General features: G+C 63.9%; 16 protein-coding genes. 5 read left to right on the top strand and 11 right to left on the bottom strand.

Annotated elements, in window-relative coordinates; genetic code table 11:
• Positions 1-66: 66 nt before the first annotated feature.
• Entirely contained in the window at positions 67-1,188 is a 1,122-nt protein-coding gene (locus ACGYK4_RS12335) for an endonuclease/exonuclease/phosphatase family protein (protein WP_394456773.1), read from the bottom strand.
• A 119-nt stretch (positions 1,189-1,307) separates the two neighbouring features.
• Positions 1,308-2,087, bottom strand: a complete 780-nt coding sequence (locus ACGYK4_RS12330; RefSeq protein ID WP_067268570.1) for a DUF1013 domain-containing protein — start codon at positions 2,085-2,087, stop codon at positions 1,308-1,310.
• Between the two features lie 123 nt (positions 2,088-2,210).
• Between ACGYK4_RS12330 and ACGYK4_RS12325 the strand changes: the two genes are divergently transcribed.
• Positions 2,211-2,855: a ribonuclease T gene (locus ACGYK4_RS12325; protein ID WP_394411218.1), complete on the top strand. Its 645-nt coding sequence runs from the start codon at positions 2,211-2,213 to the stop codon at positions 2,853-2,855.
• A gap of 162 nt (positions 2,856-3,017) precedes the next feature.
• Here the strand turns inward: ACGYK4_RS12325 and ACGYK4_RS12320 are convergent, their stop codons facing one another.
• On the bottom strand, positions 3,018-4,028 hold the full coding sequence (locus ACGYK4_RS12320; RefSeq protein ID WP_394456771.1) for an NAD(P)H-quinone oxidoreductase: 1,011 nt from the start codon (positions 4,026-4,028) through the stop codon (positions 3,018-3,020).
• 97 nt (positions 4,029-4,125) lie between these two features.
• Between ACGYK4_RS12320 and ACGYK4_RS12315 the strand changes: the two genes are divergently transcribed.
• Together ACGYK4_RS12315 and ACGYK4_RS12310 are read left to right on the top strand one after the other, a co-directional pair.
• Complete coding sequence (locus tag ACGYK4_RS12315; protein ID WP_394456770.1) at positions 4,126-5,355, top strand: fatty acid--CoA ligase family protein; 1,230 nt, start codon at positions 4,126-4,128, stop codon at positions 5,353-5,355.
• Entirely contained in the window at positions 5,352-6,458 is a 1,107-nt protein-coding gene (locus ACGYK4_RS12310; protein WP_394456768.1) for an acetyl-CoA C-acyltransferase, read from the top strand. The genes ACGYK4_RS12315 and ACGYK4_RS12310 overlap by 4 nt, the downstream gene beginning before the upstream one ends.
• Before the next feature lie 30 nt (positions 6,459-6,488).
• Here the strand turns inward: ACGYK4_RS12310 and ACGYK4_RS12305 are convergent, their stop codons facing one another.
• The 4 genes from ACGYK4_RS12305 to ACGYK4_RS12290 form a co-directional block, all read right to left on the bottom strand.
• Complete coding sequence (locus ACGYK4_RS12305; protein ID WP_209216564.1) at positions 6,489-7,034, bottom strand: biotin transporter BioY; 546 nt, start codon at positions 7,032-7,034, stop codon at positions 6,489-6,491.
• Between the two features lie 61 nt (positions 7,035-7,095).
• Positions 7,096-7,692, bottom strand: coding sequence for an energy-coupling factor transporter transmembrane protein EcfT (locus ACGYK4_RS12300; protein WP_394456767.1), 597 nt, complete (start codon positions 7,690-7,692; stop codon positions 7,096-7,098).
• Positions 7,667-8,401 carry an energy-coupling factor ABC transporter ATP-binding protein gene (locus ACGYK4_RS12295; protein ID WP_394456765.1) on the bottom strand — a complete coding sequence of 245 codons (735 nt, stop codon included), beginning with the start codon at positions 8,399-8,401 and terminating at the stop codon, positions 7,667-7,669. The genes ACGYK4_RS12300 and ACGYK4_RS12295 overlap by 26 nt, the downstream gene beginning before the upstream one ends.
• A 72-nt stretch (positions 8,402-8,473) precedes the next feature.
• Positions 8,474-9,166 (bottom strand): COQ9 family protein, encoded by a 693-nt coding sequence (locus ACGYK4_RS12290; protein WP_394456763.1) that lies wholly within the window; start codon positions 9,164-9,166, stop codon positions 8,474-8,476.
• Between the two features lie 110 nt (positions 9,167-9,276).
• Between ACGYK4_RS12290 and rpsU the strand changes: the two genes are divergently transcribed.
• Positions 9,277-9,483, top strand: a complete 207-nt coding sequence (gene rpsU / locus ACGYK4_RS12285) for a 30S ribosomal protein S21 (RefSeq protein ID WP_007118112.1) — start codon at positions 9,277-9,279, stop codon at positions 9,481-9,483.
• A 256-nt stretch (positions 9,484-9,739) separates the two neighbouring features.
• Here rpsU and ACGYK4_RS12280 read toward each other — a convergent pair whose 3' ends face one another.
• A complete protein-coding gene (locus ACGYK4_RS12280) occupies positions 9,740-10,198 on the bottom strand; it encodes an Lrp/AsnC family transcriptional regulator (RefSeq protein ID WP_120351940.1) in 459 nt (152 codons plus the stop codon).
• Positions 10,199-10,336: 138 nt separating this feature from the next.
• Between ACGYK4_RS12280 and ald the strand changes: the two genes are divergently transcribed.
• The gene (gene ald, locus ACGYK4_RS12275) at positions 10,337-11,455 is read left to right on the top strand and encodes an alanine dehydrogenase (protein WP_067268554.1); all 1,119 of its coding nucleotides are present in this window, start codon (positions 10,337-10,339) and stop codon (positions 11,453-11,455) included.
• Positions 11,456-11,517: 62 nt separating this feature from the next.
• Here the strand turns inward: ald and mscL are convergent, their stop codons facing one another.
• The 3 genes from mscL to ACGYK4_RS12260 all read right to left on the bottom strand — a co-directional run bounded on the left by mscL (position 11,518) and on the right by ACGYK4_RS12260 (position 13,824).
• Complete coding sequence (gene mscL / locus ACGYK4_RS12270; protein ID WP_209216569.1) at positions 11,518-11,949, bottom strand: large conductance mechanosensitive channel protein MscL; 432 nt, start codon at positions 11,947-11,949, stop codon at positions 11,518-11,520.
• A gap of 122 nt (positions 11,950-12,071) precedes the next feature.
• Positions 12,072-13,067 carry a histidine kinase dimerization/phosphoacceptor domain -containing protein gene (locus tag ACGYK4_RS12265; RefSeq protein ID WP_394456832.1) on the bottom strand — a complete coding sequence of 332 codons (996 nt, stop codon included), beginning with the start codon at positions 13,065-13,067 and terminating at the stop codon, positions 12,072-12,074.
• A 313-nt stretch (positions 13,068-13,380) separates the two neighbouring features.
• On the bottom strand, positions 13,381-13,824 hold the full coding sequence (locus ACGYK4_RS12260) for a YtoQ family protein (protein WP_209216571.1): 444 nt from the start codon (positions 13,822-13,824) through the stop codon (positions 13,381-13,383).
• Positions 13,825-13,834: the final 10 nt, after the last annotated feature.

Genomic DNA, 13,834 nt, shown 5'->3' with positions numbered 1-13,834 from the left:
TGTAACGCGCCACATACGCCGTTTTTGGATTCGTACAAGGGGTAAAATTGCCCCTACGGCAAATTGTTAGTTTTCCTCGTCTTCCCAATCGCTGCCGATGGGGTCGCGGTCTCTTTTCCGTTCTTCTTTGATCATATTCTTGGCTTCCCGCTCTTCTTCGGGGTCGGTTTCTTCGGGGTCGCTCTCGGCGGCTTCGGTCTCGGCCATGGCGAGGACGAACCACATCGGGAAGTGGTCCGACCCGATCTTGTCCAAGCGGTCCATCTCTAGCAGACGGAACTGCGGATCGTGGAAAAGGTGGTCTAAAGGCCAGCGCATCCAAGGCATCGTCGCGCTGAATGTGTTGTACATGCCGCGCCCCACCCGCGGGTCCAAAAGGCCCGAAAGCCGCTGAAAGCGCCGGGTCGTGGTCGACCAAGCCACATCGTTCAGATCACCCGAGACCACGGCGGGCAGCGGGTCCTTCTCAGCCTCGATACCGACCAAGGCGATCTCACTATCGCGCCCTTTGGTGTCATGTTCGATCACGGGCGGTTCGGGGTGGACGACGTAGAGGCGGAAATCCTCCCCCACCGGCAGGTGTACACGGGCGCGGATGGAGGGCACCTCTTCGGTGACCAACTCGCGCACCTCGACCTCTGACAATGGCAGTTTCGACATGAGGCAAAGCCCATAGCCATTGTCGAGCGGCACGTCGACGCGGTGTTCGTAGTTCTTACCCAGACCGTCATCCAGCGCGTTGATCCACGCCTGATCCACCTCGATCGCCATGAAGATATCTGGCACCCGCGCCTCGGCCAATGCGATCAGCTTGCCATAGTCGCGGTTGGACATTTTGACATTGGCGGCCAGCAGGCTGAAATGCCGGTCCGTCGCGCGGCGCAACTCGGGCGAGGCCGCCAAAGATTGCTTGCGCCACAGCGGGGTGAACTTGGTGATGTAAAGTGCGTGAAGCGCGGCGACCCCCAGCATCAACGCGATCCCGGCCATGCCCGAGGGTGTCGTCACCCCCTGCGACAGGGCGAACCCGATTGCCAGCAATAGTGCCAAGCCGAGGAATTGTTCCCGAGGAAAGGCCAGCCCGCGGATCGCCCCGAAGGGCAATTTGCTCAGCGGCAGCAGGCTGCCCAGTATAAGCAAGCCCGCCAGCCCCCAGATCATCCAGTCCAATGCCGTTTCCAAATCCATCCCCCGGCGCGTCGCGCCTTTTCTACAAAGCAAAACAGGGCGCCGGAATACCCGACGCCCTGTCATTCTAACACATCTTTACGGCGAAAGTTCCTTTCGCCACACCGCCTTGAAGGTGCTTAGCCCTTGGCTTTGTCTTCGTCCTCATCGTCTTCATCGGTGCTGTCGGGCAGCGAGAAGAAGCTGTCGGCGTCAGAGTAATCGCCCTTGGTGTGGCTCTCTTCTTCCTCGTCATCCGTGCTGTTGCCGGAGAGGGTGAAGGTTTCCAGCCCTTCGATGGCCGTGGGGATTTTCGGCTCGCTCTCCATGCCGAGGCTCTGCTCGGTCGAGACGAGTTTGCGGCGCTCGTCGTCGTTCATCACCTCGCCCGCGGCGGCCTTTTTCGCGGCAGCCTTTTGCACAGCGGCATCAAGCTCGGACTGTTTGCACAGGCCCAGCGCGACCGGGTCGATCGGTTGGATGTTGGCGATGTTCCAATGCGTGCGCTCGCGAATCGCTTGGATCGTCGGCTTGGTGGTGCCCACCAGTTTGCTGACCTGACCGTCGGACAGTTCGGGGTGGAATTTGACCAGCCACAGGATCGACGCCGGACGGTCCTGACGTTTGCTGAGCGGGGTGTAGCGCGGGCCGCGGCGTTTCTCTTCGCCCTCGGCGGCGGCGTTGAACTTGAGCTTCAGCTTGTGCAGCGGATTGTCCTGCGCCGCGTCGATCTCTTCCTGCGTCAGCTGGTTGTTGGCAACCGGATCAAACCCCTTCACCCCCTGCGCCACGTCGCCATCGGCGATGCCCTGCACTTCGAGTTCGTGCATGCCGACGAAATCGGCGATCTGCTTGAAGCTGATGGTGGTGTTGTCCACGAGCCAGACGGCGGTGGCTTTGGCCATAATCGGTTTTGCCATTTCACTCTCCTAAAAACGCAATTTTCCCGTCGCCTGAAAGGCTGTCCTGCTTGGCAGAACGGTCTCCATTGTCGGGGAAGTTGGCGGCTGTATACTGGCTCAAACGTCATAAGGGAAGACCCAATGCGGCCACTGCGCGCCTGTCTGCTGATCCTCGGGCTGATCGCCCCCACCGCCACGCTGGCCGAAGGGGAGCGTTCGGGCGAGTTCGACTACTACGTCATGTCCCTGTCATGGTCGCCCAATTGGTGCGAATTGACCGGCGACGCGCGGCAATCTCCGCAATGCGACGCCGCGAAAGACCACGGTTGGACCCTACATGGCCTCTGGCCCCAGTTCACACGAGGATACCCGTCCTATTGCCAAAGCGGCCGCCGCCCGCCCAGCCGCGCCCAGACCGGGGCGATGGCCGATATCATGGGCACCGGTGGCTTGGCATGGCACCAGTGGAAGAAACACGGGTCTTGCAGCGGGTTGGACCCGGCGGATTACTTCGCCCTCTCGCGGGAGGCCTACGCCCGGATCAAGCGCCCCGAGGTCTTTCGGAAGCTCGACCGTACCGTGTCCCTCCCCGCAGCGGTGGTGGAAGAGGCCTTCCTAAAAGCGAACCCGGACCTGACCGCGCGGGGGATCACCATCACCTGCAAGCAAGGGCACATCCAAGAGGCGCGCATCTGCCTGTCCCGCGAGCTTGAGTTCATCCCCTGCGGGCCGGACGTTCGGCGAGACTGTACGCTTGATAACGCGCTGTTCACCCCTCTGCGCTAGACCCAACCGGGCCGATAGTCTGGCGAAAGCGGGAGAGGCGTAATTTCCTCCCCCGCATTCAATGCCTTTCGGCTCTCTCTCCAACACGGGTGGTCAGCGTCCCGGCCACCCGTGCCTTCAGTAAACGAATTACTGGTTAACAATTCGTTACTGTCTCAAGTTTTACTGATCTTCTCCGTCTTGCAGTTCACCGCCCACCTTCAGGACGATTTTGCCGATATGGCCGCTGGCTTCCATCCGGCGGTGGGCGTCATTCGCTTCGGACAGGTCATAAGTGCTGTCCATCACCGGCGCGACGCGGCCCTGCTCCAACAGGGGCCAGACATTCTGCAAAAGCTCCTCTGCAATCCGGGCCTTGGCCAGATCGCTCTGCGGGCGCAGGGTCGATCCGGTCATGGTCAGGCGGCGGGTCATCAGCGTGACGAAGTTCACCTCCTGCTTGGCCCCTTGCAGAAACGCGATTTGCACCAGCCTGCCGTCCTCGGCCAAAGCCTTGAGGTTGCGGTTGATATAGCTGCCGCCCACCATGTCGAGGATCACATCCGCGCCGCCCTCGGCCTGCACGACATCGACGAAATCCGTGTCCCGATAGTTGATCGCCACCTCGGCCCCAAGCTTCATACAGGCCGCGCATTTGCTATCGGTGCCCGCGGTCACGAAAACCCTCGCGCCCAAGATGCGCGCCAGTTGGATCGCCGTGGTGCCGATCCCGGAAGAGCCGCCGTGGATCAGCACTTTCTCCCCGGCCTTCAGCCCACCGCGCATGAAAAGGTTCGACCAGACGGTGAAGAAGGTCTCAGGCAGGCAGGCGGCTTCTTTCAGCCCCATGCCTTCGGGAATGGGCAGGCAATGCGCCGCGGGGGTGGCGACATATTCGGCATAGCCGCCGCCGGGCAGCAGGGCGCAGACCAGATCGCCCGGGGCCAGCGTCGTCACCCCCGGCCCGACTTCGACCACCTCTCCTGATGCCTCCAACCCCGGCAGATCGCTGGCGGTGGCGGGCGGCGCGTAGCGGCCCGCGCGTTGCAGCGCATCGGGGCGGTTCACCCCCGCATAGGCGACCTTGATGATGACCTGACCGTGTTTCGGCTGGGGCCGCGGGCGGGTGGTGCCTTGCAGAACGTCCGGACCGCCGGGTTCGGTGATTTCGATTGCACGCATGGTCTCTGTCATGTCTGAAGTATCCTCGGGTCTGGTTTCGCCGCAGCCTAACGGGCGGCCCCGGGGCGTGCACCCGGAATTTGAGACCCGACGGAGGAGGGAGAGGCGGATGCGCGGGCAAGACAGGTTCAAATGGCATGAGGCCGCACGGCTTTATGCAGGGGAACAGGAACTGCCCCGCGCACCCGAAGGCCAGCACGACAGCTTCCGCGCCCTGCCCGCCACTCCGGCCTTTGATGCGCTGGCCGCCCTAACCACAGCGATCACCCAGCAGGCCCCCTTTTGCCTCAGCGACTGCCCCCTGCCCGATGACATCTCCTGCCCGCCCGCGGCCTTTCTCACCCTGACCGGCGGCGCGTCGGGGCGGCCCAAGGCGGTCCGCCGCAGCCAAGCCTCTTGGATCGCCAGTTTTGAGGTCAATGCTGACCGTTTCGCCCTTACCCCCCGCGACAGCGTCGCCGTGTTGGGTCAGCTCAGCCATTCGCTATCGCTCTATGCGGTGCTGGAAGCGCTGCATCTTGGCCTCGACGCGCATGTGCTGGCGGATCACGCTCCCCGGCGACAGGCAGAGCGGATCGCCGAGGCCGGGGCGACGATCCTCTACGCCACGCCGACCCAGCTGCGCCTGCTTGCCCGCGCTGCCGTAGCCCCGCTGCCATCGCTGCGCTTGGTCATTTGCGGCGGTGGCGCGCTCGATCCGGCGACCCGGGCGGCGGTGGGGCGGCTCTGCCCCCAAGCGGCGGTGCATGTTTTCTACGGCGCGGCAGAGACGAGTTTTATCACGCTGGCCGATGCCAATACGCCCGAAGGCGCGGTGGGCCGCCCCTACCCCGGTGTCGAGCTGCGTCTGATGAATGAGGAAGGCCAGCCCGCAACTGGCGTGGGCGAGATCTGGGTGCGCAGCCCCTACCTCTTCGATGGCTACGCCCTGGGCCACAGCGATGAGACCCGCTGGCGGGAGGGCTTCGTGACCGTGGGTGAGATGGGCGCGCTGGATGCCAAGGGCAACCTCTGGATCAAGGGGCGGCGGCAGCGCATGGTGCAGATCGCCGACCAGATGGTTTTCCCCGAAACGGTGGAGGCCGTGATCAGCGCCCAAACTGGCCTGCCCTGCGCGGTTCTGCCCCGAGACGATGCGCTGCGAGGGCAGCATCTGGTCGCGGTGGTCGAAGCCCCGGCAGGAGAGCCGCCCGTCGAAGAGATCATTGCCCATTGCCGCGCGACGCTCGGGCCCCTGACCTCCCCCCGGCGCGTCTACTTCTGCCCCGACCTGCCCCTGCTGCCCTCGGGCAAGCCCGACCTGCGTGCCCTCTCGGACTGGGTGGAGGGCCAAAGGTGACCCGCGCCTATATCGTCTCGGCCTGCCGCAGCCCGGTCGCCCCGCGCGGCGGGGCGCTGGCGCATCTTTCCCTGCCCGAGCTTGCAGCGCCGGTCCTTTCTACTGCCCTTAGCCGCGCGGGGCTGGACCCTGCGCAGGTCGACGAGGTGATTTGCAGCACCGCCCTCGGCCCCGGCGGCAACCCCGCGCGCAGCATCGCTTTGGCCGCGGGGCTGCCCGAACAGGTGGCGGGCTTGAGCTTCGACCGGCAATGCGCGGGGGGATTGGACGCGCTGGCACTGGCGCGGCAGATGGTCCTCAGCGGCGCGGCGGATACTGTCGTGGCGGGCGGGGCCGAAAGCTACTCCCGCCAGCCGCTGCGCTACCGCACCTTCGCCGATGGCCGCCCGGCTGAGGCCTATACCCAAGCGCCCTTTACCCCATGGCCCGAACGCGACCCGGACATGGCGGAGGCCGCCGCGGCGCTTGGCCGGTCCCAAGGCATTTCCCGCGCAGCACAGGATGACTGGGCCGTGGAAAGCCATGCGAAGGCCCGCGCACAGCCCCCAACCGAAGCGGAACTGGTGCCGCTCGCAGGCGTCTCAACCGATGCCTTCACCCGCCGCCTCACCCCCGCGCTTTGCAGCCGGGCCAAGGCGCTTTCCGGCGACATCACCGCCGCCAATGCCGCCGTCGCCGCCGATGCCGCGGCCTTTTGCGTCGTCGTGTCAGAGCGGGTGGCAGCAGACCTCGCCCTGCCGACAGTCGAACTCATCGCAGCGGCGACGAAGGGCAGCCGCCCCGAAGAGCCGGGACTGGCCCCATTGGTGGCCATCGGAAGCGTCTTTCGTCAAAGCGGATTGAAAGCCAACGACCTGCACCGCGCCGAGATCATGGAGGCCTATGCCGTGCAGGCCATCGCCTGCGTCACCGGCGCGGGGATCGCGCCGCGGATCGTCAACAGAGGTGGCGGCGCTTTGGCGCGCGGGCATCCGATTGGCGCATCAGGCGCGATCAATGCGGTGCGGCTTTGGCATGAGTTGGTGGCGCGGGGATCGGGCATCGGCTTGGCGGCGATTGCCGCCGCCGGGGGGATCGGCTCTGCCGCGCTGATGCGGCTGTAGCGGCCCGCCCTTGGGGAGCGGGCCAATCGTTTAGCTGCGGGACAGCAGGCTTGCCGGGCGCGCTTTGGCCAGACCGGAGGTGATGAACCCCGCCAGCACGGCTTTGATCAGGTCACCGGGAATGAAGGCTTGGACCAGCAAGGTCGCCTCGACCAGCGTTTTGTTCAGCGTCATCATCATGCCGAAGATGCCGAAGGCATAGACCACGAGGATGCCGCCCAAGACCGCCGAAACCCCAGCCGCGAGACCCACCGGCGCGCTGCGCCACTGGTCCATGATAAAGCCGGTCACGAAAGCCCCGATCGGGAAGCCGACGAGGAAACCCACAGTCGGCGAAGCAAAGACGCCCAGACCGCCACGGCCCCCGGCCAGAAGCGGCAGACCCAGCGCCACCAGCGCCACGAACAAAAGCGCCGCAAGGCCACCGCGCCATGCGCCCAGCACCGTGCCGCAGAGCATGACCCCCAGCGACTGCGCCGTAATTGGCACGCCGAAGCCAAGCGTGAATTTCGGAATCAGGCCCAGCGCCGCGATCAACGCGGCAAAGAGGGCGATCATGGTCAGATTGCGTTCCATTGGAAGGATCCTTGGGTTGAATTTTCCATTGCCTAGGCCACCCCCCTTCCCCGGTCAAGCACTACAGACCGCCCCGCGCACGCAGCGCCTCGGCCACATGTTCGGCGTCGTCGATGGCCAGAACCGTGAAGGGCATCACCACGCGCCAGCCCGCCCGCCTGCGCGACCGCGCCCGCCACGCCAGCGACAGCATCTGCCCCTTGGCCGCCAGCACCGGGGTGAAACGCACCACCAGCGCCACGGCCAACTCAAGGCTCCGCGTGCGCAGCCCGACACGGCGCAGCGGGGCGGCGAGCCAATGCACCACCCCCATCATATCGCTGAGCTTGGTGGTCATGGTGACGAGGTTCGCAAGCCCCACAGCGGTGACCATCCGCAGCGCGATTACAAGCCCCGCCTCCGCATCGTCGGTCAAGACATGCCACAGCAGGATCAGCCCGACGAAAGGCCAAAGCATCCACAGACGCCCCAACCCGGCCCGAAGGAAGGCCCGCCCCGGCAGGGCATAGAGCAGCAGCATCCCGGCATAGAAGAGGATTTGCCAAACCGGCTCCTCCACCCCGAAGAGCAGCAGCGTGGCCAGGCAGAGCGCCCCCAATTTGGCCCCGGCGGGCCAGCCATGGGCGCGGGTCTCAACCGGCGAGGTCAGAGAGATCATCGCTTGCCCCCAATTCCTTCATCCGCGTCTCAAAGGCGCGCAGCACCGGGCGGGCGCTGCCTTGCTGAACGACCTCGCCACGCTCCAGCCAGAGGACGTGATCGTATGCCGCCACCGCCGCCGGATCGTGGGTGATATGGACCAGCGTCAGGTCCAGCCCCGCCAAAACCCGTTCGAGGTGCAACCGCGTGGGGATGTCGAGCCCGGCAAAGGGTTCGTCCAACACCACCACCCGCGGCTGCATCGCCAAAACCGCCAACAGGCAAACCAACTGCCGCTGCCCTTGGGAGAGTTGGTGAATCGATGCCTGCGCCCAATGGCGCTTGTCGAATTGACCAAGGATCGCCGCCACGCCCCGCGCGGCCTCGGCCTTGGATTGGCCCATCTGCCGCAGGCCAAAGGCGATTTCCTCTTCCACGGTGGGAAAGATGATCTGATGGTCCGGGTTCTGAAACAGGATGCCCACCGCCCCGATCGCGCGGCGGCGGTCGCGGGCCACATCGACCCCGGCAATCCGCACCTGCCCCTCATCGGCGGCCACCAGCCCCGACAGAACCCGCGCGAAAGAGGTCTTGCCCGAGCCGTTGCGGCCCACGATGCCGATCCGCGCGGCATCGGAGCTCAGGCTCACGCCCCGCAGCACCGGCGTGCCCCCGGGGGTGTAGCTGATGCTGTCGATATCGATGAGCGGAAGGGTCGCGTTGGTCATCGGGCGCCTGTGGTAAAACCGGGTGCCCCGCCCTACCACCTGCCGCGCGGGCGGGGAAGCCCGCAGCGCGCCTCAGCTTGGCGGCGTCCATCGGCCCGGCAGATCGGGGTCACGTTGCCCGCGCGGGGCCTTGATATGGCTCAACAGCCAGTTCGGCCCGGCCATCAGACGGCTCAGCGTCGGGCTTTCGCGCACATGTGATTTCAGCTTTTCGATCTGCATCACATCGTCGATGCGCCGGTCGAGGAACGACCATGTCGCCTGATGCCCCTCACTGGCATCCCCCAGCCAATAAAGCAGCGTGGCCGAATAGACCCCCGACAGCGTGGCCCGTTTGCTATACCAATTCACATCCTCCGAGGTATCGCCAAGCGCGGTCCAAATCTTATCGCTGGTCTCCCAGATCAGCCCGGCCCCTTCGGGGGCGTGATGCGGCAGGGCGAAAAGCGTGCTGCCCCGGCGGATCGCCTCACGATCCCCGGCTTCGAGCCGCAGGCGCACGGCCTTGGCGATACGGTCCCTGAAGCGCAGCGCCGACAGATCGGCCTGCGCCAAGCCATCGACCATCTTGGCATCGCCGCGCCGGTGATAGGCCACCGCCAGATCGACCGCACCGCGCGGGCAGACCGCACGAGCCAGCGCCGGGTCCAGACCGCTGTCCTTGATCGCGGCGTTGAAGGTCGCGGGCGACCAGCCGTCAAACGGCACATGCATCAATGCGGCATCCAGCAATTGGTCCTTTGGGTCGGCCTTGGGCGGTGTCATGGCGGGCTCCTATCGGGGCGTGATGGGGTGGACAAACGTGATATAGGCTGTTATAGGCCCATTTCCTGCAATTCCTTGCAACTTTATCCTAGAAAGGTGGTGACAACCACATGCAGGTTAGTGTTCGCGACAACAACGTCGATCAGGCCCTCCGGGCTCTGAAGAAAAAGCTCCAGCGCGAAGGCGTTTTCCGTGAAATGAAGCTCAAGCAACATTTCGAGAAACCGTCCGAGAAAAAAGCGCGCGAGAAAGCTGAAGCGATCCGCCGTGCCCGTAAGCTGGCACGCAAAAAAGCGCAACGCGAAGGTATGATGTAAATCATCCCCGCGACACGCGACAGATATAGAACCCCCGGTGCCCATGGCAGCGGGGGTTTTGTTTTGCGGGGGAGCGCAACCGAGCCGGGCAGCGCCAGACCGCGGGAAGGCGCTCGAAATCCCTTCAATTGGGCAGTTTATGGTAGCTGCGCTTGAGAAATACCTCAGGACGGCACGACCTCAGCAAACGCGCCAACCCGTCCGGGCGGTCTGGCGCTGCCCGGCGGCCTTACGGCCTTGATTCCGGGCTTTCCAACTACACCGGCAGCGCCGTGGTCTTGCACACCGTCCTGAGCGCGAAACTCGACTGCATCTGCGCCACCCCCGGCAGCCGCGCCAAATGCTGCCGGTGAATACGGGCGAAATCTTCGGTATTCTCGGCCACGATCTTCAACAGGTAATCCGCCGTGCCAGCCATCAGGTGACACTCCAAGACATCGGGAATGCGCGAGACCGACTTCTCGAAAGCCTCCAACACCTCTTCGGCCTGAGCCTGCAAAGTGATCTCAACAAAGACCGTCGTCGGCATATCCAGCTTGCGCGGGTCCAAAAGGGCCACATAATCGCGGATATACCCTTCCTTCTCCAACCGCTGTACACGGCGATGACAGGCCGAAGGCGACAGATGCACCACCTCTGACAGTTCGGCATTGGACATCCGCCCATTGCGCTGCAAAGCCCGCAGAACACGCCGATCAATCTCATCCAAGGCCATATGCGCAATACTTTCGCGTGAGGAAGCAACCGAGCGCGATTATATTCGAAGGATGCGCCCCTTGGCGACCCCAATTTCGCAGCGATATGCACGGCCGATATGATAATCCTGTCCCACTACGGAGGAGGAGGACCCCCCATGAAAATCGGATGCCCGACAGAAATCAAACCGCAGGAATTCCGCGTCGGCCTGACGCCCAATGCCGCACAAGAAGCCATCGCCCATGGGCATGAGGTTATCGTGCAGGCGGGGGCAGGGGTCGGCGCGGGTTTCGAAGATGCGGATTACACCGCCGCCGGGGCGCGCATCATCGACACGGCCGAGGAAATCTTTGCCACAGCCGACATGATCGTCAAGGTGAAGGAGCCGCAGGCGGGCGAACGCAAGATGCTGCGCGAAGGGCAATTGCTCTTTACCTATCTGCACCTCGCGCCCGACCCGGATCAAACCCACGATCTGCTGGCCTCGGGCTGCACGGCGATTGCCTATGAAACCGTGACCGACCGCAATGGCGGCCTGCCCCTACTGGCCCCAATGTCCGAGGTCGCGGGCCGTTTGGCCCCGCAGGTCGGAGCATGGACGCTGCAAAAGGCCAATGGCGGGCGCGGCGTGCTGATGGGCGGCGTGCCCGGTGTCGGCCCGGCTAAGGTTATGGTCATCGGCGGCGGCGTCGTCGGCACCCATGCGGCCCGCATCGCCGCGGGCATGGGCGCGGATGTGACCGTGCTCGACCGCTCCCTGCCCCGGATGCGCTATCTCGATGACATCTATGGCGGCACCTTCAAAACCGCCTATGCCAGCGCGGGCAACACCATCGAACTGGCGCGTGAGGCCGATATGATCATCGGCGCGGTGCTGATCCCCGGGGCCGCGGCCCCCAAGCTGATCAGCCGCGCGCAACTGTCGGAACTCAAACCCGGCGCGGCGCTGGTCGACGTGGCCATCGACCAAGGCGGCTGCTTCGAGACTTCCAAGGCGACGACTCACCAAGACCCGGTTTATGAGGTCGACGGCATCATGCATTACTGTGTGGCCAATATGCCCGGCGCGGTGGCGCGCACCTCGACCATCGCGCTTGGCAACGCCACCATGCCCTTCATGCTGGCACTGGCCGACAAGGGCTGGAAACAGGCCTGCGCGGATGACCCGCACCTCAAGGCCGGGCTGAACGTCCACGCGGGCAAGCTGACCTATGCCGCCGTGGGCGAAGCGCTTGGGATCGACAGCATCACCGCGGATCAGGCCATCGCGGGCTGAACGTCAGCGGCCAAACAAAAGGCCCGCCAGATTGGCGGGCCTTTCCTTTTCGAAAGCAGCGCTCAGCGCGTCTTCAAAGCGTCCCGAATTTCCAACAATACATCGAGCTGCGATGGGCCGGTCTTGACCTCTGGTGCCACCTCATCCGGCTTTTCCGCAGCCGCCTTCACCCGGTTCACCATCTTCACCAGGATGAAGACCACGAAGGCGATGATGAAAAAGTTGATCACGGCCATCAGGAACGAGCCATAGGCAAAGACCGACGCCCCCGCCTCCCGCGCCTGCTCTAGCGAAGCGGTCGCGGGCACATCGCCCGACAGCACGGCATAGTTATTGGTAAAATCCACCCCGCCGGTGAAAAGCCCGATGATCGGGTTGATCAGGTCCGCCACCAGTGACGACACGATCGCCGTGAAGGCCGCGCCGATGATGATACCAACGGCCATGTCCATGACATTGCCCTTGGCGATGAAATCCTTGAATTCTTGAATCACAGTTCTGTCCCTATTCTAAGGCGCGCCGATAACCCCGCCATCACGGTCGATAGTGCGGACTGGCACATAGAACGGTCAATAAAGTTTTACGGTAAATCGCGCGTTTTATGGCCCGCGCCCGTTCAATCCCGAAAACAGACCCGCAAAAGCGCGCCCTCGGGGCTGAAATCGGTCGTCAGACGCCCGTTCAACTGCTCGGCTGCCGTGGCCATCAACATCCGCCCAAGCCCCGTGCTATCGGCCCCCGAGACGGCACCGGCATGGCCGCAGCCATTGTCGCGGCATTCCAAAAGCCAACCCTCGGCCCCCTCCTGCCGCCGTAGGGAGATTTTGATCTCCCCTGCCCGGTCCCCGACGAAGGCGTGTTTGATCGAATTGGCCACGAATTCGCTCACGATCATGCCGAGGGCTGAGGCCTGCACGGCCTGCAACTCGCCCGGCTCAGCCGCGCAAAAGATGGTAACGTGGTCCGGCGCGCTGGCGGCAAGAAGCTTGTTCAGCTGTTCGAGGTAGGAAGTGGTTTGCACCTTGCTTCGGCCACCCTGCCCCATCAACTCGCTGTGCAACGATGCCACCGCGCCGAAACGCCGTTCGACAAGGGCCAGCACATCCTTGGCGTCGGGGTCTTGCACCTTGCGTGTCGCCATGCGCAGCAATGAGGCGATGGTCTGGAACGAGTTCTTCACCCGGTGGTCCATCTCGGCGCGCAGCGCCGCTTCGATGCGGATTTTCTTGCGCAATTCCAACTGCATCATCACATGGCGCGACAGGGTTTGCAGCGCTTGGCGCTGGAAATCGTTCAAGGTCCGCGGCTTGGTATCCAGCACGCAAAGCGTGCCAATCGGCTGGCCGTTCGGCGCGACAAGATTGGCACCGGCATAGAATTTCACCCGAGGGTCGCCAACGTAAAGCGGATTGTCCGAGGTGCGCGGATCCGCCCCCATATCCGCAATCTCGGTATAGCCTTCGTCAAGAATGGCATGAGAGCAGACCGATTGATCAAGGGCCGTCTCATGCGGCTCGAACCCGACGCGCGCCTTGAACCATTGGCGCTTTTCATCCACCAGACTGATCAGAGAGACGGGCGTTTCGCAGATTTTGGACGCAAGCTCGACGATATCGTCGAAATCCGCTTCGGCTTCGGTATCAAGAACATCATAGGAATAGAGCGTCTCTAGACGCTCGTCCTGCTCTGCGGGCGTGTCGGCTAAAATGGACCTTCTCCTTCCAAAGTTAACCCGCCGCGCGATTATGGCACGACAGCGGGGGTCGGATATGGCCTGCCTTTCGGGGGGCAGATCACGGCTGATGAACCTCCAGCTAGTGAAGGTTTAGTCCGCAAAGCAGCGGCGTCCAGCACGCTGCCGAATCGATTCGCGCTTAAACCCTTGATAGATGTTAAATTTTAACGCGGCTAGCCCCGCTGCCGCGTCACCCCGGCAGCGTACCGGTCAAGACATAGCGCAGAATCTCCACCACCTGCGCAGGCTCGGAGGCCACGGCGAGCGCCGCTGCGTCGACCTCTTTCAGCGCATGGGCGTGGTCGGGGCCGTGCAGGATGATCAGCGATTTGCCAAGTGCTGCGGCATAGCCCGCATCGAAGGCCGCGTTCCACTGCTTGTACTGGTCACCGAAACGCACCACGACGACATCCGCCTCGGCAATCGCCTTGCGGGTGCGGATCGCGTTGATCTGTGCGCCCTTACGGTCATGCCAGAACTTGTCGTCCTCCGCGCCGAGGATCGCCACGCCGCAATCGTCGCTGGCGGCGTGGTCGGTGACGGGTGCGGTAAAGGTCACGTCGAGACCCTTGGCCCCTTCGGTGATCTGTTCGCGCCAATCGGTGTGGATCTCACCGGAGAGGTAGACTTTCATCGCTTCCGTC

Origin of the sequence: Sulfitobacter sp. 1A13368 (assembly GCF_043557275.1) — a bacterium.
GTDB classification, from domain to species: domain Bacteria; phylum Pseudomonadota; class Alphaproteobacteria; order Rhodobacterales; family Rhodobacteraceae; genus Sulfitobacter; species Sulfitobacter faviae.
Note: the sequence above shows the minus strand (reverse complement) of the source record. Positions and strands in the feature narration are given on the sequence as shown.

Coding starts and splice junctions, on each gene's coding strand:
- ACGYK4_RS12335 (WP_394456773.1), bottom strand. CDS start 1,188: ATGGATTTGGAAACGGCATTGGACTGGATGATCTGGGGGCTGGCGGGC.
- ACGYK4_RS12330 (WP_067268570.1), bottom strand. CDS start 2,087: ATGGCAAAACCGATTATGGCCAAAGCCACCGCCGTCTGGCTCGTGGAC.
- ACGYK4_RS12325 (WP_394411218.1), top strand. CDS start 2,211: ATGCGGCCACTGCGCGCCTGTCTGCTGATCCTCGGGCTGATCGCCCCC.
- ACGYK4_RS12320 (WP_394456771.1), bottom strand. CDS start 4,028: ATGACAGAGACCATGCGTGCAATCGAAATCACCGAACCCGGCGGTCCG.
- ACGYK4_RS12315 (WP_394456770.1), top strand. CDS start 4,126: ATGCGCGGGCAAGACAGGTTCAAATGGCATGAGGCCGCACGGCTTTAT.
- ACGYK4_RS12305 (WP_209216564.1), bottom strand. CDS start 7,034: ATGGAACGCAATCTGACCATGATCGCCCTCTTTGCCGCGTTGATCGCG.
- ACGYK4_RS12300 (WP_394456767.1), bottom strand. CDS start 7,692: ATGATCTCTCTGACCTCGCCGGTTGAGACCCGCGCCCATGGCTGGCCC.
- ACGYK4_RS12295 (WP_394456765.1), bottom strand. CDS start 8,401: ATGACCAACGCGACCCTTCCGCTCATCGATATCGACAGCATCAGCTAC.
- ACGYK4_RS12290 (WP_394456763.1), bottom strand. CDS start 9,166: ATGACACCGCCCAAGGCCGACCCAAAGGACCAATTGCTGGATGCCGCA.
- rpsU (WP_007118112.1), top strand. CDS start 9,277: ATGCAGGTTAGTGTTCGCGACAACAACGTCGATCAGGCCCTCCGGGCT.
- ACGYK4_RS12280 (WP_120351940.1), bottom strand. CDS start 10,198: ATGGCCTTGGATGAGATTGATCGGCGTGTTCTGCGGGCTTTGCAGCGC.
- ald (WP_067268554.1), top strand. CDS start 10,337: ATGAAAATCGGATGCCCGACAGAAATCAAACCGCAGGAATTCCGCGTC.
- ACGYK4_RS12260 (WP_209216571.1), bottom strand. CDS start 13,824: ATGAAAGTCTACCTCTCCGGTGAGATCCACACCGATTGGCGCGAACAG.